A 23,388-nucleotide genomic window follows, 5' to 3' on the forward strand; every position below is an offset into this window, starting at 1 on the left:
GATTGGCGGTGCAGTGGGTGGTTTGGGTGCCGTCACGATCGGTGGCTTGGGCAATCTGGCGCTGGGCTCCCTGGGTCTGGCCGGCATGCCCTTAACGATTGCAACCGTGGCCTTGGGGGCTGTCGGTGGTGTATTGGGTGGCCAACTCGCCAAACCCATGACTGATTCTTTCTAAAATTAAAGTTTATTTTGTAAAACTCATCATTACTCCCTTGTGTCTGGAAATCTTGCCCAAGATTTCCAGACATTTTTTCTTTTTTGAACACCAATTTTCTTGGAAATGAGCCTGTTTTCTTAACCAGAAACAAGCAAGTTCTTAACCTTTTCTTCTATAACTTAACTAGGAATATTTTCAAAGAAGAAAGCCATGATAACCCTTCAAGCACTTCCTACAACACCCTCTCTTCCCGCTTTGGGCCAACTGCCTGTCAGCGCGCCGACAAAACCTGTCGTTACGCGGGAAGATATCGATTGGGCACAAAAGCTTGATAAAAAGATGGAAATTGGCTATGTTCCCAGCCCAGAGGATCAGAAGCGCTATAATCAGATTGTGGCCAACCTTACCGCCGTTAAGGATGGCGGAGGCTACGCCTACCAAGACACCACTTCTTTCAGCAACAATCCCCGTGGTTTCTCTGCGATTGGCAGTTTGGTCGGACGCACCCTTTCAGGGGGCTATGTGGGTTATGCCTATGGCGCAGAATTTGCAACGGTTACCCAGTCTACTTATCAAACCGTTAAGAACGGAATTGTGGGCGGGCAGTTCGGTCAGGCCTTTAAGGGCTTGGCGGGAGGCCTGAAGCAAACAGGAATTATTTCACTCAAGGCCGGTGGTATTTCGAGTGCCATCAATGCCGGCACTTCTTTGATTTCCAACGCGTTTGAAACCATTTCCGGCCGCCAGACAGCCAAAGAAGCTGTGGGCAATGTGGCTGCAGATACGGTGGGCGGCTTTCTCTCGGGGGCTGGTGCCGCTGTCTTTTCGGGCATGACCACTTTGGGGGTTTCAATTGCCGGAGCAGGCAGTTTGCCGCTTACGATTGCCAGCGTCGCTGGCGGCGTGGTGGGAAGTTTGTTGGTAGACAAGGGTTTCAAAGCTTCAGGTCTGTTCACCATGTTGAAAAACAAAGTCACCCGGATGTTTGAATAGCTCATTTTTCGCTGGCTCCAAGGGTTTACGCATTTCACGCTTTTCTTTCTGATTTTCATCCCTTTCACGCTTTTGCTTTTTCCGTGCTCTGAGTTTTGAGCGCTTCTTCTCTTCACTGTGCTGCATTTAAACTGGGCTCGTCTTGCTTGTTTTTGAGTTTTACAGGCTAAAATTCGTTTCTATCGCCCATCAATCAAGCGCCCTCTTGCTGCCCGCCTTCGGATTTCTCTTTTCTGATTAGAATGCTTGTGGCTTGTCTTTACTTGGTTTTGGCTTTGTAGGATCTGTATGAGATAGGTGACGACTTGCTTTGCTCGAATTTCGCACAAGAGTTTAAAAATTTAAGCAAAAATAGTTAAAAATTGCCAATCGCATATTTTCTTTTTGAAATGATTATGATAAGATTAAGAAATAGTAAAGCTTTGTTTGGGTTAATCGTAATGAAAAAGTTAAATTTAAGGTTGTCAGTTTCCTTTCTTTCTTCACTGTTTGTGACAACCGCTCTCATGGGCTGTAATGCCTTGCCCAGTGTGCAGGTTGTACCTGCCCAGCTTCAGCGTGCAGCTGCCTCACAGCCTAAAAATCAAACAGATCGTTATCTGTGCAGCGTTGAAAACCGTGAAGGCAGTGCAATTGTTAAAATTCTCGATCTGCAACAACAGGGTGTCCGTTCGGTCATGATCCCCGGGCGTGTAAAAAATATGGATGGGGTTCAGAGCGAAGGAAAGCTCTATGTCAACGCCATTCCAGCAGGCAGCCAGGATCAGACGATCTACGAAGTCACCATTCAGACGGGCCAGGTACGCCGACTTCTGTCGTTCTCTCAGATTGGTTTAAATACCGAAGACTTTCTGATTCAAAATGGCAAACTCTATGCTGTAGGTGTTCAGAACCACCGTACCACCTTGATGAGCTATGATTTTAAAGCCTATGGCTGGCAACCCGTTGTTTACGATTTTCAACCGGGTGTTCTGCAATTTGGCAATCAAAGTCAGGATTTGCAGGTTTTGCATTTTGGTTCAGGCATTATGACCCGCACGATGGTGAACCTTGCCAACCGTCAGACCTATTCCTTTAACTATTCGTTCAATTACAAGGCGCAAGGCACTGAAGATTATCTCTACAGTGGCATTATTTCACGCAATGGGCGTTATATCTTTGCCAGCATCAATGATAAAATTGAGCGCTATCAGCTGGAAGACAAGCAGGTCAACCGTTTGGCTCCGATTACGCTGCCCCATGCCCTGCCCCGCTATGTCGCACTTTCTCAGGATGGGCAGCAACTGTATATTTCACATAATCAGGAAAACCGAATCAGCAGAGTTATTTTTAATCCCGATGGCGTCACCTATCGGATTGAAGATTTGGCTTTTCCAGGACATCATCAGGAATTGGCTGTTTTTTAATGCAGAAGCCCCTGGCTTGGGCCACAGATATCCATTTGGATCATTGTGACGCGAATGTGATTGCAGAATTTGCAACGCAGATTCGCGCCACGGGAGCCCAGGTGCTTTGTCTGACAGGGGATTTGGCTGAGTCTCAGAATCTTGTGGACTATCTTCACTCCCTGGCCGAGATGATTCAAATGCCGATTTATTTTGTCTTGGGCAACCATGATTATTATCATGGCAGCATTGCTTCTGTACGTAAAACCCTGGCCGATCTCCAAATCCCTGCGCTTCATTGGCTGCCGCATACGGGGCCTGTGGAGCTGGGGGCAAAAGTTTGCCTGATTGGGCATGACGGCTGGTCAGATGGGCAGCACGGTGATTTTTCACGCTCTACGATTCGCCTCAAAGACTATCGCTTGATTGAAGAATTGGCGCAGGCAGGTCAAGCGGGGTTGCTTGCGCAATTGCAGGCTTTGGGAGCTGAGTCTGCGGCGTGGTTCCGGGCCCGATTGCCTGAGGTTCTTGCGCATTATCAGCAGGTTTATCTGCTCATGCACCCCCCGCCTTTTCGCGAGGCTTGTCTCTATGGCACTGAGATTGCTGATGATAATTGGGCTCCCCATTTTATTTGCAAAGCAGTCGGAGATTTGCTTTTGGAGCTGATGCCTCAGTTTCCCCAAACCCAGTTGACTGTTCTGGCGGGGCATACTCACAACCCCTGTGATATTCAGATTTTAGCCAATCTGCGCGTGCAGGTGGGCAAGGCCGAGTATGGGGCACCGGCCCTGGCAGGTTTGTTTGATATTTTTTGATTAAACTAGGTCTCTGCTTGGGGGCCGTGTTATCTTAAACGTATCATCTGCAAGGAGATCCGCTATGTCTGCATCGGTCTATGATTTTGAAGTCAAAACGATTACGGGTGAAACAACCACCTTGGAGCCCTATCGCAACAAGGTGCTGGTGATTGTCAATACGGCCAGCAAATGTGGTTTAACCCCACAATATGAAGGGCTTGAAAAGCTTTACAGGTCCTACCGTGAGCAGGGACTTGAAATTTTGGGGTTTCCCTGTAACCAGTTTGGTTTGCAGGAACCTGGCAGCGAAGCTGAAATTCAAAGTTTTTGTCAATTGAATTTTAAGGTTGATTTTCCCATGTTTTCTAAGATTGAGGTCAATGGGTCTGATACCCATCCGCTCTATGCCTATTTAAAAGATGAAGCTCCGGGTCTTTTGGGATCTAAGCCGATCAAGTGGAATTTCACCAAGTTTCTGGTCAACCGTGAAGGCAAAGTTTTAAAACGTTTTGCACCCACCGATACCCCTGAAAGTATGGAGTCTGAAATCAAACGGGCTTTAAAGAAATAGGGGTTTATCTGAACCAGGGCAGGGGATCGACCGGCGAACCATTTTTACGCACTTCCAAATGCAGGTGGGGCCCTGTACTGTAGCCAGTGCTGCCCACGGCCGCGATGATTTGGCCCTTACGCACTTTTTGACCCGGTCTGACATAGAAGGCTGAGGTATGGGCATAAAGCGTGACGATGCCTTGCCCATGGTCGATCATGACGGCTTTGCCATAGCCTCCCATCCAGGAGGCATCGAGCACAACCCCGTGATCCGCTGCGCGGATCGGTGTGCCTGCGCCTACGCCAAAGTCCATGCCTGTGTGTAAACGCCGTGTGCCAAAGATCGGGTGTACACGCCAACCATAGGGAGAGGTCATCGTGCCGCCAAGAATAGGAGACGAGAAGCGACCTGAGCCGAGGGGCACTGTGCTCATGCGGTTGCTGCGTGAAGCATAGAGTTCGCGCAGATAATCCGCAATTCTGCGCGATTCAGCTTCTAAGGCTTTCATTTCCCGTTCGTAATAGGCTTTGTCTTTTTGAACCTGTAAAAGTCGGGCCACTTCTTTTTTCTTCTGGTACTCGTGCTGGGCTTTGGCTTCGGCTTGTTTTCGCGCTTTAATACCCAAATCCTGGCGTTTGATCATTTGCTGGTATTGCAGGCGTTCCAGTTTTTCTTTTTCCAGGCGCATTTCTTCGAGCATTTTTTTGTCCTGAAGCGCCAGAAATTTGAAATAATTCAGGCGCCGCATAAAAGAGGTCAAATTTTGAGCCTCGACCAATTGGTTAACCTGGGAATAGCGGCGCAGTTTATACATTTCACGCAGGCGATCCTGGGCGCCATCGAGACGGTTTTCCCAGGCCTGTTTGGATTTGAGCAATTGTTGGGTAATTTCTTCGACCTCTTTTTGGGCCACTTCATAGCGCCGGTTGGCTTTGTCGAGTTCCAGCTTGGTTCTTTCAAGCTCTTGCTGAATATCTGAAATATTTTCTTTGGATTCTTTGGCCTTGAGTTCGAGCTGTTTGACCTTGTTTTTGAGGGCCTTGATCCGTGTTTCGTTGTCTTTGAGCTCTTGTACTTTGGTGCGCACTTTTTGCTTGGAAGGCGCACTTTGAGAGGGCAGAGACAGAGACAAGACAAGACAGGCCAAGACGAGGGCCGCAGATCGTGAAAGATGTTTGGAGAAGCGCATAAGCTTATTTTACAAAAAGCTGGCGAGGGATACAACCAGACTCAAAAGGACACTGAAGACCATGGCGGTGATAATGAACCAAACAACGATTTTTTTATTGTTTTGACGAGATTTACGTGACATAAAGCGAAAATTATTTCCTGAAATATTGGTAAACAGTTTGCGCCACTTTGCGTGGCAGACCGCCTTTGAGCATCAATTCCTGAAGCTCAGCTTTTTTTATTTTATCGAGGGAGCCAAAGACCTGCAATAAATGCACCGGGCGATGCGCTCCAATACCGGGTACGCGATCCAGTTCAGAGTGCAGGGTACGCTTCTTGCGCAGACTGCGATGATAGGTCAGGGCAAAGCGATGGGCCTCGTCTCTTAACTGTTGTAAAAGTTTCAAGGCGGGGGAATGACGCGGCAAGCGAACAGGTTCGTGGCGATCCGGGAATATCAGCAGTTCTTCTTTTTTTGCCAATCCTACCAGGGCCGGGGGTTTCAATCCTGCTTTGTCAAAGGCGCGCATGGCAGCGCTGACCTGACCTTTGCCTCCGTCGATCAGAATTAGATCGGGCAAGGCCTGGTTTTCTTGAGCCAGTTTACGGTAGCGCCGTGAAACCACCTCTTCCATGGAGACGAAATCATTGGGAATGCCTTCTGCGCTGCGAATTTTATAACGGCGGTAAAGCGCCTTGGCCTGCATTCCATTTTCAAGCGCCACGAGTGAAGCAACGGTTTCCTGGCCTTGGAAATGCGAAATATCAAAGCCTTCGATCAGATGGGGTGGGTGTTTTAGTTCCAAGAGTTGCCGCAATTCCTCAAGGCCTTCCAGGGCCAAATCATAGTGCGCATCAGATTCTGCTTTTTTGAGACCGGCCAAGGCATTTTTTTCAACCATCTCCAGCAGGGCTTTCTTTTCGCCTCTTTGGGGGCAATGCAGGCCCACTTTTCCCTGACGGCGTTCACGCAACCAGTTTTCCATTAAGGAGGGTTCTTCTAATTCCTGGGGCAATAAGATTTCAGGGGGAATATCAATATCCCGTGAATAAAACTGATAGAGAAAACGGGTCAGTATTTCAGAGGGTTCATCTTCCTGGCGAATACTGAAAGTATGGGGTAAGGGGGTTTGTAGAATGCCTTCGCGCACTGGAAAAACCGCCAAATGGCACATCAGGGGGTTGCGGGCCATATGAATCAGATCCAGATTCCATTCGGGTTTCCCCACAATTTTCTGGTTTTGGGTTGGCACGATATAGCGTTGCAGGGCTGCCAATATATCGCGCATCTGGGCGGCCTGCTCATATTGCATCTGGGCGGCATGGCTGCGCATGCGGGCTTCGAGTTTTTCGCGTAAAACCTGAGATTTGCCTTCGAGAAAAAGGCGTATGTCCTGCAACATGTCTTTGTAAGCTTCAGAACTTACTTTTTTTTGACAATGCCCCAAACAGCGTTTGATTTGAAAATAGATACATACCTGTTTTTCTTTGCGGGGATCTTTGCATTTTTCAACGGGAAAAATTTCACGAATGGCGGCCAAAAGACCATTGATGGCACTGGCACTTGGGTAGGGGCCAAAATAAAGCGATTTGTCTTTGTGCTGGCGTTGTCTGACCATTTCTACCCGTGGGTAAGCATCTTGCCAGTTGATGCGGATATAGGGAAACCCTTTGCTATTTTTGAGCAAGGTATTGTATTTGGGTTGGTATTTTCGAATCAGCTGTTCTTCTAAAACCAAAGCTTCGACTTCAGTATCGGTGATAATGGTTTCGATCCGCGTGACCTGTTCCACCATTTTTTCGATTTTGGGGCCGTGCAAGGGCCGCCCTGTTTGAAAATAACTGCGTACCCGGTGCGTGAGTGAACGGGCTTTGCCAATATAAATAATTTGGCCCGCGTGATCATGCATTAAATAAACACCTGGCTGAGAAGGAATGAGTTTGAGTTGTTCCTGAAGATCCATTATCTCAGTTTAACAGGCGAGGTGAGCGTCTGAGAGCAGAACTTTTCAGGATATTTTCAAGCGACACAAATGAGAGGTGCTATAACCCGATGGCGAAACGATTCAAGCAGGCATTCTCAGCGAAGTTGGGGCAAATTATGGTAAAGTATTTTCAGATGGCTGGGGTGGGCTCACCTTTTTTGATTCCTGTTTTAAGCAGATGCATTATTCAGGCCCAGCACTTAAACCGGTGGAGACTCAGAGCATCATGAAACTCACAAGCGTATGAATCCCAAGCTGAGGGGTTGGCTGACCCTTGGGTTTTTTCTGGGCCTGGCGGGCTTAATTTACCTGATTCGCGATATTTTACTGCCCTTTATTTTCAGTGGTCTGTTTGTCTATTTATTGGCCCCTTTTGTTGATTATCTATCGCGTCAGAAATTTTTGGGTAAACCTGTTTCGCGTGGTCTGTGTGTCTTGCTGGCCTATATTTATGTGTTTATTGGTTTTGGTATTTTAGCCGTGATTGTTTTGCCGCCTTTATACCAAGAGGTGGTGCGCATTGGGCGGGATTTGCCCAATCAGTTTGAGCATTTGCGGGCTGTGACCTTGCCGACCTTTCTTCAGCAATTGGAGTATCTCAATACCCGGTTTCAGTTGCATCTTGATGTGCAAACCTATGCCAATCAAGGGCTTGAGACTCTTTTAAAAGCCAGTGAGGGTCAATTCGAATCCTTGGCCATGCATATGCAGACTTTGGTCAAGCTTTTATTCTCGGCTTTGAGTACCTTTCTGGTTATTTTTATCGTCACTGCTTTTGTTTTGATTGACCTGCCCCAAATCAAGCGTGGCTTATTGGAAAATATTCCGGTTCGTTATCGTTCTGGCATTTTGGATCTGGTACATGCCATTGATAAGGATCTCAGCGGCACGATTCGCGGGCAATTGGTGATTTGCATGATCAATGGCTCTCTGACCACTTTGGGACTCGTTTTATTAAAGGTTAAGTTTGCCATGACGATTGGTTTGGTGGCAGGGGTCTTCAGTCTGATTCCTGTCTTTGGTGCGGTGATCAGCACCGTTCCCGCTGTGATTATCGCCTTGACTCAGTCTCTGTGGACCGCCCTGGCTGTGATTGGTGTGATTATTATCATTCATTTGATCGAAGCCAATCTTTTGAATCCCAAGATTTTGGGGCATACGGTAGAGTTGCATCCTGCGATTATTGTGTTTGCAATTATTGTTGGAGAGCATTTCTTTGGGGCGGTAGGACTTTTGTTTGGGGTGCCTGTGGCGGCTATTCTGCGTTCGATTTTACGTTATCTTTATCGCAAATACTTTGCCGATGAACTTCTTGACTCCCCAGCCCCCGATCCTGCTGTGGAGCAAAACCTTGCCGAAAATCTCTTGAAGGGAGATCTGGGATGAGCAAAGAAAAAAGCGGCGACTATTTTTCCATGTCGGATGAGGAGCATGCGCCCTCTCAAAAACAACCTTCACGGGGTCAACAGCACAATCTTCGCAGTCAGTTTCTTGAAAAAGCAAAACAATTTATGGATGATACCGCTCTCGGTGAAACCAAAGGTTTGCTCAATCAGCTTTTGGGAAAAGCTGAGGAGCCCCAGGCGCTTGAGCCTGAAACAGAAGTGGTGCAGGAAGATTGGGAAGATGACTGGGAAGAGGATGAAGAAGAAGAGTTTGATTATTCTGATCCTGAATCGATTCGGGTAGGTTATGCCAAACCGGGCAGTAAGCCGCCCCCCAAACGTAAAACGCTGGATGAAGCACGGGATGAAAGCTTTGATATGAAACTGGAAGGCCTCTCTGGTCTTTTGAATCGTTTTGGCGCTGAACGTGTCGAGGAAGAAAAGCCCGAACCCAAAAATACAGCCCAGATCGACATGGCTTTGTTTTCTGGGCAGATGCAGAAGATCTATGCCTTGATGGCTGAACAGTCGGGTGAAAGTGCCCAGACCGAATGGCTTCGGCCTGAAATTCTTTCGCTTTTGCGAATTTCTAACAGCCCTGAACTGATTATGGAGTTTGTGATTGCGGGGGTTTTTGCTGCAACCCCTGAAAATTTTATGGCACAGAGTGATGTGGATTATATTATCCGTCTTTTGCATCAAATTGGGATTGACTTGCCTGCAGAAACCGTCATGGAGGCCATTTCACAAACCTTTATGTTTGCAGAGCGGGTGCACCGTCTTTATGCCAAATTGCTTGAAACGCCTCCGCAATTAAGTGCTGAACAGGTGGCCCGCCAAAAAGAAAATCTGGCCAAACTTTTTATTCATCAAGTGGCTCATTTTTATGAGACAGATCATAAGAGTGTGATTCGCACCTTGGCTGAACGTTGGACCGCCACTTGCAAAATGCTGGTTGAAGATCTAAGTGAAATCGAGCGGATTCACCAACAGCTTTCACTTTTTAAAGAGCGAAAAATGGCCTCTGCGACGATTTTTCAAAAATCCATTCGGGCTGAGGAACGGGCTTTGGCGCAATGGGAGTTATTGAGAAAAATCGCATGGGATATTTCGGCCTTAAAAAAAGTCACCCTGCTCTTAGAAGAGCATGAAGCACTTCAAAAATTGCAGATTTTTCCAATTCAGTATCTGCTGCCTGAAGAGGCGACTCTTGCTTGGGATGTGGTTCCTACATGGCAGGATATTCAAACCATTTTTGCGGTTTTTCAAGCGCATAAAATTCAGCCTTCTCAGCACAAACAGCCTGAATTTCAGGCCCAGTCACAACCTGATTTATCGCCCTTAAACCAGAAAAAAATTGTGACACGGGCTAAAAATGGTGAAGTCAGAGCGCTGAAAGAAATTACAGCCTATAAACATGTGCGTATGACCCAGATTCGGAATGATTTGGGCCGCCCCAAAGGCGAGAAGCAAGGGCCTGCTGCGGTGCATGAGGTATGAAAAAAGAGTCTTTGCCTCCGGCGATTGAGGCGCTCTTGGCACCCTCAGCTTCGCTTTACCCCCAGGCTGAAGATTGGAAACCCACCCAGAAAAAACACAGTTTGAGTGGGGATTTTCGTTTGCACCGTCAATTTCCTTCGGCCTATCTGAACTATGCGCGCGATATTATTGTGTATCTTCCACCGGGTTACAAACGTACCCGTTTACGTAGATATCCCGTGCTTTATATGCATGATGGCAATAATATTTTTGATACAGCCACTTCTTTTGCCGGGATTGAATGGCAGGTTGATGAGCATGTTGAACGCTTGGTGAAGGCCAAGCAACTTGAAGAAATTATTGTGGTGGGGATTTATAATTCACCCGATCGCGAATTTGAATATACCTGGACCCCTATGCTTCAGGCCGATGGCGTAACAAGAGGGGGGGACGGGCGAAAATATGCGCGTTTTTTAACAGAAGAACTGAAACCTTTTATAGACCATGTTTACCGTACCCGACCTGAACCTGAGTATACCGGCGTTGCAGGCTCTTCATTGGGGGGATTGATTTCTTTTTATTTGGGCATTTACTACCGGCATGTCTATTCGCGGATTGGGATGCTTTCTCCCTCGTTGTGGTGGAACCATTACCAGATTTTAGAGGAAGTCCAAGCTTTAGATACAGGTTTAAAAATTTGGGTTGATATGGGCACCGAGGAAGGCGCTTCGCCTGAAGAGACGATTACCTGGACTACCCGCCTGGTGGCACGTTTGGAGCATCAGGGCTATACCTGCGATCAGGATTTGCGTTTCTGGTTGGATTATGGCGCTCAGCACAATGAGGCGGCCTGGGCCCGGCGTGTAGGAGAGATGCTTTTGTTTTTTTATCCCAGACGGCCCACCCTCAAAAAAACAAAGATATAAATAAAGCTTAAACTGAACTAACCTTTCAGTACGAAAAAAAGCTTTGTTTTGGGGTATAAAAACAAAACAGAGTTCATTTCTTGAGGAGAATCCTATGCAAGTTGGCCAAAATCCGCTGAATCCAACCTTCGTCAATCAGTTGCAACAAATCACGTCAGATGGAAAAATCTCTCGAGATGAGTACAAGCAATTGAAGCAGATGGTTCAGAATTTGGATGTACCAGATTCTGAAAAAACCGCTTTCCTGAAAATGGCTGACAAAATGAAAAATTTGACCAATATTGGTTTCTTTAGCAATGGAACGCTTGAAAAAAGTGAAATGGCCAATCTCGAAAAGATGGCGGGTGAGCTGAAAGATTCTCAGTTGGTACAGGAACTCTTTGGTCAATTTAAAGATGCAGCCAATCCTGTTGCGGATAAGTCTTTGTTTGGCTCGATTGGCGAGTTCTTTCGCAATCTTTTTTCATCCGGCGAACCCGACGACAGTTATCAGGAAGCAGATTGTCGCATTGATAATTCAGGCTATGGACAATCCTGTTTTGATCCCAATGGTTTTCAAATGCCACAAACGGGAACTCCGGGAGCGAGCGATCCCAATGCTCCCCAAGGCCCGGCAGGGGTCAGTGGGCCTCAAACCGTAGGGGCTCCTCCCCAGGCTCCAGGCAGCAGCAATACCTATACTTCGCAATGGGAAGAACGTCAGGCGGCTCGGGCGGGTCGTTTAAGTGGCAACCCCGCTGTCTATGCACGTGAATCACAGGCCAATTGTGGCCCCGCTTCAGCTTCTATGATTATGAAACAATTTGGGCTTTCAGCCCCTTCTTTGCACGATATCCGCCGCAGTGTAGGCGGGCGTTTATCTACCTCTGGAAACGAAAGTGGAGCCTTTGCCTTGAGTACGGATCAGGTTGCTTCAGCCGTGATTAAACAGGCTGCTGCCCAAGGTAAGCAAGTGACGGTGAGTACCCATTCGCTCTCCAGCAACGGTCGCCAGGCCTTGGCCCAGATCAAAGAGCGCTTGGATCGTGGCGAAAAGGTGATTCTGTTAACCGGGGGGTTTGGTGGCACAGCAGGACACTATACGGTGATCAAAGGAGTGAACCCTGATGGTACGTTTATTGTGGATGATCCTGCCCGCGGCCCCAATCAGATCCGCACTGCTGACGAGTTGCAACGGGCCATGACCAACCGCCGCGAAGCGGGTCGAGGGGTTAGCCAAATCATTGCCTTTCAAGGGGCTTGAAACACGTTTGTAGATAAGGGTTTGAGTTTAAAACCGCAGGGGAGTTATCTGAACTCCCCTGCGGTTTTTTGTATTAGATTTGATTGATAAGAATCAATAATAAAAGTTCAAGTCTAAAAAGCTTTCGCTTTCTCCCATGTGGTTTAATTATAGGTAGCTTATGTAGCCTATTTTTGGGGTCTGTTATGCTGAAAAAATTATGTAAAAGTGCTGCGATTTTAATCTGTCTATGTTCCTACTCAGCTTGTTCTGAGCCTGTTTTGCAATCTGAAAAAATAGAAGCCTTTCAGGGGGTTTTTAAGCAAAGATCTGATTTTTTAACCGAGCAAAATCCTGCTGTTCCAGATTTTTTAAAAATTCTGGAAGCTGAGCTCTTACAGGATTTAAAAAATGGACATCGTTCGCTTTATCAAAATGAGACAGGTTTTTCTGTTTTGCTTTTGGCTGGCAGTGAGGGAAGCCATTTTGTGCCTGAAAATGCTCAAACCGAATCGGAAGTTGTTTATCCCGCGATCTTGGTGACTGCACCTCTGGCTGGACAGGCAGAGGTTTTTAAAGGGACATATCGTAACCACACTTTTCTGTCTGCAGATGCTGGAGCGAAATTGCATTTTACAGGGGCCGCCTGGTTGCTTGTCGCAAATGAGCAAGAGAAGGTTCAGATTTCGCAAGGTGAACTCTCTGCTCAAGACAGTGCCAACCAACCTCCTGCAACCAATCCCACGGTGCGTGCTGTGATTACGCCTGGCGAGCGTCATGCACATGAAGATTTGGAGACTGCGGCAGAGGAATACCTCGAGCACCAGGATCCAAATTATCAGGAAGAATAAGCTTCCATGAGACCTGTTCTGAAAACAGAGCAAGTAATTAAGATTCGCAAAGCCAAATTGGTTTTGCGAAATCTTTTAGAGCAAAGTGGCCTGAAACATAAATATGTCATGGAGCGTCTGGTCGAGGCTGGTTTTGAAATTAAAAAATCGACCTTTGCCAATTGGTTTGGAACGGCCGATAATAACTTACACCGTCCACCAGAAGATGTGTTGGCGCCGCTGGTTCGTATATTTCTACAAAACCAGTCCCAAATTTCTGAAGCAGAAACGCTCGAACAACTGTGTTATTTATTGGGATACCGAGCGCCGGTTTTGAAAACTTCAGAAGAAATTCTTTCTCAGCTTTCAGCTGAATTGGAATGGGTGGGGCTGGAACAATTGGAGCACCGGCAAAATCAGCTGCAAATCTATATCGATCGTCTCGATCAGCTTTTAAGCAAAATCGAACCCCTGGTCATGGATTTTGACAAGGGTGCCCCTGTGATTCGGATTCCCTATGGTGAAGGGCGTCAGGTCACTGCCCTGACAGGGAAAAAAGGGTCTGAATTACAGCAGTACCGAACGTCTGAGGGCTATGAAGTTCCCTTAACGCATATTCAGTCTCTGGATATCCTCAGTGAAATTATCAACCAGATGAATGAGGGTATTCATATTCTCAGAACCTATGTTGAAAACTTGCTGATGGGAGCCGACGAAATCTCTTCCGCTTGTTTTCAAAGGGTTGAGGATTTTGTCTCTTATACTTGGGAGATCTCAGATCGTCTGCTTTATAATAATTTTTTATGCCGTTCAAATCCGCTCTTGCGTAAAACGCTTTTGCGTATGATGGCGACTTGCCAGGGCATTCGCTATTTATTGCAAAGCCAGGAAGGCAATTATAATTTTCAACCCTTTAAAGCGATTCTCAGCCACAAGGGAGATTTGCACTCCTCAGAAATTAATTGTGCAGTGGCTGTCTATACAGGAATTATTGCCCGTCAAATCATTAAAACCTTTCGCTCTCCCAATTCTCTTCAGCAGGGCTTGCAGCTCTTTGAAAAATCCAGAAACAAGCTCGAACGCTGTGCCCAGTCTTTATCGTTGGAAGAAGATCGCTATTTTTTTCTGAAAGAATTGGCGAATTTATACCATGATATTGCCTCTTTGATGCTGACGCATCAAGAGCATCTACCCCATATCATGGAGCAGGCCAATGAATGGATGGGGAAAGCCGCTTTTTATTATGATCAGGTCTTATCCGAACCCAATGCTTTTACTTTGGGTTTGAATCCTCCTCGTCTGCTGCGTTTGCAATCCTTTCGCTTGATGGCCAAGGCCTGGGTCTGTTCAGACCCAGAAACCGTACTTTCTGAATTGAGTCTGATTCAGGGGGTGGACGATCTTTCGGGCACCTATTGGGTCACCATGATGTCACAAGCGATTGTTTGGGGGATTTTGGCCCTGCGTTTTGATGCCCAATTGCCAAAAGCCAAAGAACAAGCCTGGGATGCGCTGCGCAAAGCGAGTTTGGTGACGGGTTTGTCACAGCGCACAGAGCAGGAAATCCAAAATGATTTTGTACTAAAGTCTCTTTTTAGTAACAAAAATATAAAAGTTCAAGCTTAAGTTTAAATCACTGTTTCCTAAATGATGTAATAAGATCATTTGGTAGGAAAGGTGTATTTATTTCGTTATAAAATAGCAATTCCTTTTATTAATATATGATCTAATGTAATAATTTTTGCCCAATTATTGATTCTTGAGGTGTCATTCTGTCATGCAAAAAAATTTGAAAAAAATGTCTTTAAGTTTAAGTTTGAGTGTTTTGTTTTTAACTGCCCAGGCTTGGGCGCTGCCTGCTGCCCAAGCCGCAGATCCCTTGACTGCTGCAGCCCAAGCTGCTTCTGACGAAGAAGAACCCAATTTAGATGATATTGAAGAAACTCCGTCAACAGAAGAGCCGACTCCTGAAGCTTCTTCTGAACCCCAATTGAAATTGCCTGATGAAAAACCAACGGATCCCAATGCTGCATCCATTGATGAAATTGATGAACTTTTGAACAGTGAAATTGCCTCTGGTAAAACAGGGTCTTTTGGGGCACGCTTGAATGAATTGGGCGTATCTACCTATCTTCACGGTTATGCGGTGATTGATGCCAATGCAGAATTAAGTCCGGCGACTTTTGATATGCATTATTTTAATATCTTTGTGGGTGCCAATATCAAAGACCTTTTGATTGCTGAAATTCAGCTTGAAAAAGAGCACGGGGGCGATGACCAACAGATTCGTTTTGGTCAATTGGATATTGTGGCCAGCCCCTTGAGCATTTTCAGAGTGGGTAAATTCCTGGTGCCTATCGGCTCTTTCAATACCTATCTCTATCCTGAATATATCAATAAAATGCCTGACCGCCCCTTTGCCATGCAAGAAGTAATTCCTGTCTCCTGGGGGGATGTCGGTGTTCAGGTCTTTGGGCGTTATGATTTTGGCATTGACCAGAATATTAACTATGCGCTTTATGCCATTAATGGTTTGCATGATGCCACCGAAACCAGTTCTGATTCAGATGATGCCAAACTCAGTTCCGGGTCTTTGCGCAAAATGCGCAATAACCATATAGATAAAAATCTGGACAAGGGTTTGGGCGGACGCGTAGGCGCACGCTTGCTTCCTGGCTTGGATTTGGGTTTCTCTGCCTATACCGGCGCGACCAGCAATGATGGCAAATTGCGCACCAGTATCTTTGATTTTGATTTGAACTATGAAGTGGGTAATTTTGACTTCAAAGGGGAATATGCCATGGCCCTGCAAGGCACAGGCAGTGGCAATATCACCAAACAGGGCTTTTATCTGCAAGGGGCCTATAAGGTCTTTAACTGGCTTGAGCCTGTTCTGCGCTACGACATGATCAATTACAGCAATTCAACGGCAGAGAATAAACAACGCGTATCCGTAGGGGTGAATTTTTATCCCTTTGCAGATACTTGGTCTCTGTTTATGTTGAAAACCGCTTACTCCTATACCCTGCAGGAGAATAACCAGACCCCACATTCTCTGATAGCCCAAGCAGCAATGGGCTTCTAAGGTGGTTCTGCCGCGTGTGTCTTGAATACACGCGGCAGGCCTGTTTTTTTATCAAAAAGGAGTAATTCATGAAAGCAAAAATTAAAACGTATTTTTCAATTTGTCTTGTTTTTATGTTGGTGATGGGGTTTTCTGGGGTCGCAGATGCAGCCTCTTATAAAGTGATTTCTGATAAAACCGGGGTTGTTTTCTTTGCAAAATTGATTCGTTTTGTCAGTACTCTGCAGGGAAAGCCGATCAAGGTCGGTATTGTTTATGATTCCGTAAACTCAAGTTCTGTTTCCTCAATGAAACAAGTCAAAGCGGGTTTAGGCGCCTATGGCTATGAAACTTTCCCTGTGCCCCAGAACGCGGTTGGAAATGCCCCGTCCTATGGCATCAATGTCTTTTATTTTGCAAAAGGTTCTAATGCGGCTGAAGCTGCATGGGTGGCAAATGCCAGCCATATTTTTACCTTTACGACCAATGTGCGTGAAATTCAATCAAAATCTGCTTCGCTCTGTGTGATCAACTACAAGGGCAAGAACCGTATTGTCGCCAGCCAAACGGCTTTGTCTCAACAGGGGCATAGTTTAAGTTCTGGTATTTTGCGTTATGTTTCAATGCTTCCCTAACCTGTCTGTGAATATTTGAAAGTTTTTTTTGAGGTGAGAAAATATGTTTTTTGGCGGTTCTAAACTCAAGCTGAGAATTGAAGAGCTTGAGAAAGAGTTTCAGACTGAGAAGAAGAAAGTTGAAGAACTGTCTTCTGAAAAAGTGGCTTTAAAGGCACAAAAAGATGAAGTCGAAACAGAAATTCAGGCACTCAAACAGAAAGTTTCTCAACTCAATCAACAGCTTGATCAAAGCAAAACAGACAGAGAGTTTCAGTTGAAAACCCATCAGGATCTTCAGCAGAAATACGCTCAACTGCAAAAAACAGTTCAGGAGTTGGAGCTTAAAAATCTTAAATTTTTAGACGCCGACTCAAAGATCAAAAAAGCAGAAGATTCAGCCCAAAAGTATAAAGATGAGCAAGATCGTTTAAGCCTGCGCCTCAAGCAAAGCGAATCTGATTTGCAGGGGGCCCAGGCTGATCTTGAGACTTTGTCTCAAAAACACAAAGAACTTCAGGATCAGTATCAGAAGATCAAGCCTGAATTAGAGAAGTTGAAAAAACTGCATGAAGAAAATCAGCGTTTAAAAGAGGAGGTTCAGAAGCTTAAACAAAAAAGTCTCTCAGACAATTCCACTGTGAAAGCCGCTCCGGCCCCTGTTGAGCCCAAAAGCCCTCAAGGGTTTACAGGAAAGGTTGATGATATCACCCTCTTTGACCTCTTGCAGATGTTGGTGAATGCCCATAAAAATCAGATTGTTAATTTTAAGGACCGCGCAACAGCCAAAGACGGACAAATTTATGTGCGCAATGGTGAAATTATTCACTCAGAGTTTGCGCATTTAAAGGGTTTACAGGCCTTTCTTCTGATCATGTCAAGTAAGCATGGTTCTTTTTCTGTCTCCGCTTGGAAAGAGCCAACAGAAGAGACGATTCAAATGCCTGCAGCCAATTTGTTTATGGAAGTGGCGCGTGTCATGGATGAGCGCGAGGCCTATCTGAATAATTTAGAAGTGCCTGTCGGCTCGATTGAAAATATGTCTGAAGAAGAAGTTTTGGCGGCTGCCAAAAAGATTGAAAACACGATTCAGATAGGAAAATCTTTGGTGAAGTCAGTTGCTGGCAATATTGTCAGTGATGAGCCGATGAAGCAGGCCATTCAAAAAATTCTGGTGGTGGATGATTCCGCTACCATTTTATCGATTATCAAGAAATATTTACTTTCGCAAGGTTATACCACTTCCACCTGCACCTCGGCCAAAGATGGCATTGCCCTGATGCAGAAAGAAGAGTTTGATTTGGTCATTACTGATTTGGATATGCCAGAAATCAATGGGGTGGAGTTTTTCCTGTGGATTAAAGGCAATAAGCCCCAAACCCAGGTGATCATGATGACGGCCTTTGGTTCCGAAGATATTCGTGAATTTGCAAATTCCGTGGGAATTCTTCGCTATTTTGAAAAACCATTGAATATGAAACAAGTCAAACAAGTCTTGGACGAAATCAGTGAAGAGCACAAAGTAGGGGGAGATATTACCAATGTCAGCCTGCTTGATTTTATTCAAATGCTGGTTTTGTCACGCAAACAGAAATTGGTAGAGGTGATTGACCCGATTACCAAAACCAGTGGAAAAATCTATTTGGCCTTTGGTGAAATTGTGCATGCCGAATATCTCGATAAATTAGGTGAAGAGGCTTTTTATCCTTTGATGGCGATGAAAAGTGGACATTTTCAAGAGTTGAGTTGGGAAGAGCCTGCTCAAAAAAGCATTGAAACCAGTCCGATGAGATTGTTTATGGAGGCTGCACGTCGAATTGATCTGGAAGATATGAACTTGAAAAATATGGCCCAGATTGACGATATGTTCCAAAGCACGCTTGCTGAAACGGCTGTTGAGAGCAAGCCTGAGTTGCAAAAAGCAAAAGAGGAACACGATTTTACGATCTATGAAAGTGGCAAGGTCTTAAATATTCAGGTAGGTTCAAGCAAGAAAAACGAAGTGCTTGAAATTTTGAGTGCCTTTACACAAAATCTGAATGAGAGCGCAAAAATGCTTGTGCTCAAAGAACTCACCCTGTCAGTTATCTTTGAGTCTGATTTGGTTTCTGAAATCAATATTGGCCCCCGTTACCCAGGCGCAACGGCCAAAGGCTTGAAAATGGGCGATAGCATGGAAAAGGCTGTTGGCTTATACGGCACGCCCCGCCTCAGTTCGAATCGTGGGGTTATTTGGGACAGCATTTCTGTCTTTTCTCAAGATTCTGAAACGATCAATACGATTCGATTGGCTTGATAATTCAAATGACAGTCGAAACACAGGCCATCTTGTTCAAAAGCAAACATTTTCTCTTTGCGATAGAAGTTGAAAATATTGTTGAAATCACGAGGATTATTAATTTTGAGCCCGTTTCCTCCCATGGCGGATGTGCTCAGGGTTATTTCTACTATCGGCAGGAAACCCTGCCTGTAGTAGATGTTTGCCGTTATTTTAACTTTAATCACGGGCCATTTTTGATTGAGAACCTGATTGCTGTGGTTTCTGGCCCAGAAAATAAAAAAGCGGGTCTTCTCTTGGACGAAGTTCTTGATATTGTCAATCCTTCAGAGTATCCCAGGGTGACCTCTTATCAGATTGCTCCCAAATATTGCCGATATGCGATTGAATTAGATAAAAATAAGATACCTGTTTTGAATATCTCGAATATATATCTTGAGCTTGTTCAAAACTTATCTTCGTCACGTCAAAATGCTTCTTAGTGAACACGTCAAAATGACGAGATCTTTGGAACAACTTTCTGTTCAATTAACCCATGAGTTAAGTCAAACCTATGGTTTGGCCATTGATCAGAAAACAAAAAAATCTGTTTTACGAATTTTGCTTGAGCATCAAATCGATATTCAAACAAAGTCTTATGCAGATCTTTGCCAATGGCTGATCAATGAGATGTCAGTCAATGAAACTTATTTTTTTAGAGATCAGGTTTTAACCCAGTGCTTTATTAAATATTTGCATCAGTGGACGAAATCTGAAAACAGGGATTTAACCATTTGGTCGATGGGATCCTCAAGCGGTGAAGAAGCTTATACCTTTGCCATGTTGCTCGATGATTACGGCGTTTCTTCACTGGCCAATGCAAAGATTCGGATTTTAGGTTTTGATATCAGTACTCGCGTTTTGGAACAGGCAAAGTCAGGTCGTTATCAAGAGTTATCCTTACGGGCCACCAATTCTTATTATCTTGCCAAGTATTTTAAGCGAGAGGGCGAGAGCTACCTTTTAGCGGATCAAATTCGAAATGCTGTGCAATTTTTTCATTTTAATCTTGCCAAAGATATTTTTAATCAGCCATTGATTGACGAGTTGATTGCTAAAAATGGGGTGCCCGATATTATTCTCTGCCGTAATATTTTAATCTATTTTAAAAAAAGGTTGGCATTGAATATTGTTGGCCAGTTTTCTCAAATTCTGCAGCCCGATGGCTATTTTATTACCAGCCCTCAAGAGGCATTTCTCTATCAAATACCACCGTTTTTGTCTCAAAGCAAAGAAACTGCTTTTATTCTTCAAAAATCAGACCCCAGTCTTTGCCTGCCAAAATCACGTTCTCACGAAATCAAAAAAGAAGAACCCGATTTTGTTGCTGTGTCTGAGCCGGTTTGCTTAACAGGATCTTTAGAAAATCAAGCTCCTGAAATTTTACCCAAGCCACAGCATTTGATGTCACAAGAGACAGATTCTGATTTTGAACCTATTTTACGTACCTTGACGGATCAATCCTCGTGGGAAAGAGTGTTCTTACATGAGGCTGTTTTAAAATTTCAAAAACAAGAATATCAACAGGCCGATCAGATTTTGGGGCGGATTATTGAACGGGATCCTACCTGTTACTGTGCCTATTTGGTTCAGGCTTATCTTTCACAAAAGCAAGATTTCTGGGAGAAATCATTTGAGTATATTCGAAAATCAAGATTTGTACGGCCTGATACGGTTTTGGAGCATTATTTACTCAGTCAGTATTTTCTGAACTCTCATAAACATGAGAAAGCTTATCAGTCTGCAAATCGGGCTTTGAGTCTTTACCAAGATTCTGAAATTTCGCCCTTGGAGTTTCAGCTATTAGAGTGGCTTGGAATCAGTCTTTCAGATTTACTGCCAGCTTTTTATCCAGCCCAGAAAAAAGGAGAGACCTTCCATGTCTGAGCGTAATCCCTATATTCTTTTAAAAAATGAAAAAGAAACAGAATTACTGAAATCCCGTACCCAAGCGCTTGCACAGTCCTCTGCCGCGATTGAAGAAGCCTTGATGCGTTTGGGGGCTGTTGAATATTTGATCTTTTGGGCTGGGAGCCACCGCTATGCCCTGGATGTCCGCTTTGCGGGAGAAGTGCATGTAGAAGTGTATTGTGAGCCTTTGCCCTATGTACCGGAACTGATCCGGGGGATTGCCAATATTCGCGGCGAGATCATGGTACTGATCGACTTAAGTTTGCTGATGGGGTTTGAGCCCCAAGCCAAGCGCAGCCAATACAATGTGATTCCTCTCCATTTCAATGGGCGTAAGTTGGGGATCATCGTCGATGAATTTGAAGACCTTTCAAGTATTCCGACCAAACATATTCTAAGTGAGGCTGCTGTTCCCCGGCATATTCAAGGTATGACCATCAGCCAGATTTATATTATTCAAGCCCAGTCGCTTATTTATGATGAAAGAATTTATATTGTTGATTAATTTGCCCCAAAAGAAAGGTATTTAGCGAATGAAATTTAAATTAGCTCAAAAACTAGCCATTATTGGAGCTTGCTTTTGTCTTCCTACAGTTGGGCTCTTGACTTTTTCAGTGACTAAAATGAATGCTGAAACCCAGGCGGCTCAAGAGGAAGTTCGTGGATTGAAATATGTTTCGATTTTAAAAACTGTTTTTGAAAAAATAACCGCGCATAAAACTCTTGTGCAAAAATTAGCCGGTGGTCAACAGGAATTGAGACCTCAAATTATGAACCTGCAAAAAGAATTGTCTCAACTCTTTACTGAAATACAGGAAATCAATAAGACCAACAATAACCGTATCGATTTAGTCAAAGATATTAGCGCTACTGCAGCAAAATGGAATGAACTGAAAAAAGAAGTGCTTGAATTTTCAGTGGAGGGCAGCAATCAAGCGCATCTTGAATTTTTATCAGTACTTAAAAAATTGATTATTGCTGTGGGTGATAGATCAAAATTAATTCAAGACCCAGAGATCGCTTCGTTTTATTTGGTGGATTCAACCTTGAATAAATTGACTTCAAAAGTACAAATGAATGCCCAGGTTACAGAGCTGATTGATAAAATTATCGAAGGCCAAGGACTTTCTGCCGATGATTTGAGCAGTGCCGCTGAGTTGGAAGATTTATTGGGAAATAATAAAAACAAGGGCCAGATTGATACCGACAATACTTCAAAAGTGGCAATTTTCGCTGGTTTATTGAGTACTTCAGCCCGTGATTTGAATTCGGGTTATGAAAAAGTACTTGCTTCTCTTGTCGGAAAAAAAGGGCAAGTTTATCAAGATTTACAGGAAAGTCTCAAAAAAGATCAGGCTTTAACGAATAAGTTTTTGGTCTATATCAATACGAATTTTATTAAACCTAAAAAACCAGTCGTGCGTGTTGATGAATTCAATGCGCTCAGAAAAGAATATCTTCAAGCAGATTTCACATTGTGGGACAGTTCTCAAAGTTTGCTGCAAACGATTTTGCAGGAACGTATTTCAAGCTTGAATCAAAATAAATGGATCAGTATTTTACTGTCCTTGTTATTGACTTTGATTGCGCTTTCTTTGGCTGTTTACATGACCCGTTTGATTCTGGTTGCGATTACGCAGTTAGAGCAGGCTGCCAATAAGGTGGCTGAAGGGGAATTGGATGTTCAGGTTTCGCAAATCTTAACCGGGGATGAACTCGAAAGTCTGAGCAAAGCTTTCAACCAGATGGTTCAGAATATTGCTTCTGCCGATTCACAATTGCGTGAAGGCACGGTGAGCATGGAATTATTAGAAGAGAAAATTGACAGCTTGAATCAGCTCACAGAGCAGATCAACCGTGCAAAAGAGGAGTCAGAGCGTAACAGTTATTATTTGCAGTCTCTGATCAAAACCACTTCTACTTCGATCTATGAAATTAAACAAACTTCAGATTTGGTGGCCGATAATGCCCGAATTGTAAGAGATGTGGCTGAAACCTCGGTGAATATCTCCTCTGAAGGACAGAGTGCTGTTTCCAATTCGATTAACAGCGTTGAAAAAATCAAACAACAAATGGAAACCATTGCCCATACCATTCTCAATTTGAGTAAGCAGACCCAGGCCATTGGCGATATTATTTCCACTGTAAATGATATTGCCAAACAGTCGAAATTGCTGGCATTCAATGCGACCATTGAGGCTTCTAAAGCAAATGAATATGGAAAAGGCTTTTCTGTGGTTGCCAATGAAATTCGTATTCTCTCAGAGGAATCCCGTGAAGCTACTTACCGTATTTCAGAAATTTTGGGTCAGATTCAAGGGCTTACCAATCAGGTCGTGATGCTGGCTGAAGATGGTATGAAACTCTCCGATTCTGGAGTTCAACTTTCACTGACCGCTGGAGAAACGATCGACAAACTGGTCGATTCGATTCGCAACTCTGCTGAAGTGGCCACCCAGATTGCACTTTCTTCTCGCGAGCAAAAAGAGGGCATGGAGCAACTCGAAGATACCATGAGAAGTATCAACCTCAAAATTCCAGATGAGGCTGAAATTTTGAATATGATAGCGACTGCCTAAACCTCAATCATCCAGGAA

19 protein-coding genes are annotated in these 23,388 nt (G+C 44.6%); 17 read left to right on the forward strand and 2 right to left on the reverse strand.

Annotated elements, in window-relative coordinates; genetic code table 11:
* The first annotated feature begins 367 nt into the window (after positions 1 to 367).
* From COW20_14100 to COW20_14115, 4 genes are all read left to right on the forward strand, one after another.
* Positions 368 to 1,150 (forward strand): hypothetical protein, encoded by a 783-nt coding sequence (locus COW20_14100; GenBank protein PIW46889.1) that lies wholly within the window; start codon positions 368 to 370, stop codon positions 1,148 to 1,150.
* A 440-nt stretch (positions 1,151 to 1,590) separates the two neighbouring features.
* Positions 1,591 to 2,556 (forward strand): hypothetical protein, encoded by a 966-nt coding sequence (locus COW20_14105; protein PIW46890.1) that lies wholly within the window; start codon positions 1,591 to 1,593, stop codon positions 2,554 to 2,556.
* Complete coding sequence (locus COW20_14110; protein ID PIW46891.1) at positions 2,556 to 3,353, forward strand: phosphoesterase; 798 nt, start codon at positions 2,556 to 2,558, stop codon at positions 3,351 to 3,353. Before COW20_14105 ends, COW20_14110 begins: the two co-directional genes overlap by 1 nt.
* Positions 3,354 to 3,417: 64 nt before the next feature.
* Positions 3,418 to 3,906, forward strand: coding sequence for a glutathione peroxidase (locus COW20_14115; protein PIW46892.1), 489 nt, complete (start codon positions 3,418 to 3,420; stop codon positions 3,904 to 3,906).
* A 4-nt stretch (positions 3,907 to 3,910) separates the two neighbouring features.
* Here the strand turns inward: COW20_14115 and COW20_14120 are convergent, their stop codons facing one another.
* A complete protein-coding gene (locus COW20_14120; GenBank protein PIW46930.1) occupies positions 3,911 to 4,702 on the reverse strand; it encodes a hypothetical protein in 792 nt (263 codons plus the stop codon).
* Positions 4,703 to 5,210: 508 nt separating this feature from the next.
* Positions 5,211 to 7,022, reverse strand: a complete 1,812-nt coding sequence (locus COW20_14125) for an excinuclease ABC subunit C (protein PIW46893.1) — start codon at positions 7,020 to 7,022, stop codon at positions 5,211 to 5,213.
* Positions 7,023 to 7,286: 264 nt separating this feature from the next.
* Here COW20_14125 and COW20_14130 point away from each other — a divergent pair, with 264 nt between their 5' ends.
* The 13 genes from COW20_14130 (at position 7,287) to COW20_14190 (ending at position 23,370) form a co-directional block, all read left to right on the forward strand.
* Positions 7,287 to 8,429, forward strand: a complete 1,143-nt coding sequence (locus COW20_14130) for a hypothetical protein (protein ID PIW46894.1) — start codon at positions 7,287 to 7,289, stop codon at positions 8,427 to 8,429.
* Positions 8,426 to 9,928, forward strand: coding sequence for a hypothetical protein (locus COW20_14135; protein PIW46895.1), 1,503 nt, complete (start codon positions 8,426 to 8,428; stop codon positions 9,926 to 9,928). The genes COW20_14130 and COW20_14135 overlap by 4 nt, the downstream gene beginning before the upstream one ends.
* Positions 9,925 to 10,833 carry an esterase gene (locus tag COW20_14140; protein PIW46896.1) on the forward strand — a complete coding sequence of 303 codons (909 nt, stop codon included), beginning with the start codon at positions 9,925 to 9,927 and terminating at the stop codon, positions 10,831 to 10,833. The genes COW20_14135 and COW20_14140 overlap by 4 nt, the downstream gene beginning before the upstream one ends.
* A gap of 94 nt (positions 10,834 to 10,927) precedes the next feature.
* Positions 10,928 to 12,076, forward strand: a complete 1,149-nt coding sequence (locus COW20_14145; GenBank protein PIW46897.1) for a hypothetical protein — start codon at positions 10,928 to 10,930, stop codon at positions 12,074 to 12,076.
* Between the two features lie 185 nt (positions 12,077 to 12,261).
* Entirely contained in the window at positions 12,262 to 12,906 is a 645-nt protein-coding gene (locus COW20_14150; protein ID PIW46898.1) for a hypothetical protein, read from the forward strand.
* Positions 12,907 to 12,912: 6 nt separating this feature from the next.
* On the forward strand, positions 12,913 to 14,511 hold the full coding sequence (locus COW20_14155) for a hypothetical protein (protein ID PIW46899.1): 1,599 nt from the start codon (positions 12,913 to 12,915) through the stop codon (positions 14,509 to 14,511).
* Between the two features lie 151 nt (positions 14,512 to 14,662).
* Positions 14,663 to 15,970: a hypothetical protein gene (locus tag COW20_14160; protein ID PIW46900.1), complete on the forward strand. Its 1,308-nt coding sequence runs from the start codon at positions 14,663 to 14,665 to the stop codon at positions 15,968 to 15,970.
* Positions 15,971 to 16,038: 68 nt separating this feature from the next.
* A complete protein-coding gene (locus COW20_14165; protein ID PIW46901.1) occupies positions 16,039 to 16,584 on the forward strand; it encodes a hypothetical protein in 546 nt (181 codons plus the stop codon).
* 43 nt (positions 16,585 to 16,627) lie between these two features.
* Complete coding sequence (locus COW20_14170) at positions 16,628 to 18,859, forward strand: hypothetical protein (GenBank protein ID PIW46902.1); 2,232 nt, start codon at positions 16,628 to 16,630, stop codon at positions 18,857 to 18,859.
* A gap of 8 nt (positions 18,860 to 18,867) precedes the next feature.
* Positions 18,868 to 19,323: a hypothetical protein gene (locus tag COW20_14175; protein ID PIW46903.1), complete on the forward strand. Its 456-nt coding sequence runs from the start codon at positions 18,868 to 18,870 to the stop codon at positions 19,321 to 19,323.
* Entirely contained in the window at positions 19,313 to 20,767 is a 1,455-nt protein-coding gene (locus COW20_14180; protein PIW46904.1) for a hypothetical protein, read from the forward strand. Before COW20_14175 ends, COW20_14180 begins: the two co-directional genes overlap by 11 nt.
* Complete coding sequence (locus COW20_14185; GenBank protein ID PIW46905.1) at positions 20,760 to 21,296, forward strand: hypothetical protein; 537 nt, start codon at positions 20,760 to 20,762, stop codon at positions 21,294 to 21,296. The genes COW20_14180 and COW20_14185 overlap by 8 nt, the downstream gene beginning before the upstream one ends.
* Positions 21,297 to 21,324: 28 nt before the next feature.
* Positions 21,325 to 23,370, forward strand: a complete 2,046-nt coding sequence (locus COW20_14190) for a hypothetical protein (protein PIW46906.1) — start codon at positions 21,325 to 21,327, stop codon at positions 23,368 to 23,370.
* Positions 23,371 to 23,388 lie beyond the last annotated feature (18 nt).

It is taken from the genome of bacterium (Candidatus Blackallbacteria) CG13_big_fil_rev_8_21_14_2_50_49_14, from assembly GCA_002783405.1.
Lineage (GTDB): Bacteria > Cyanobacteriota > Sericytochromatia > UBA7694 > UBA7694.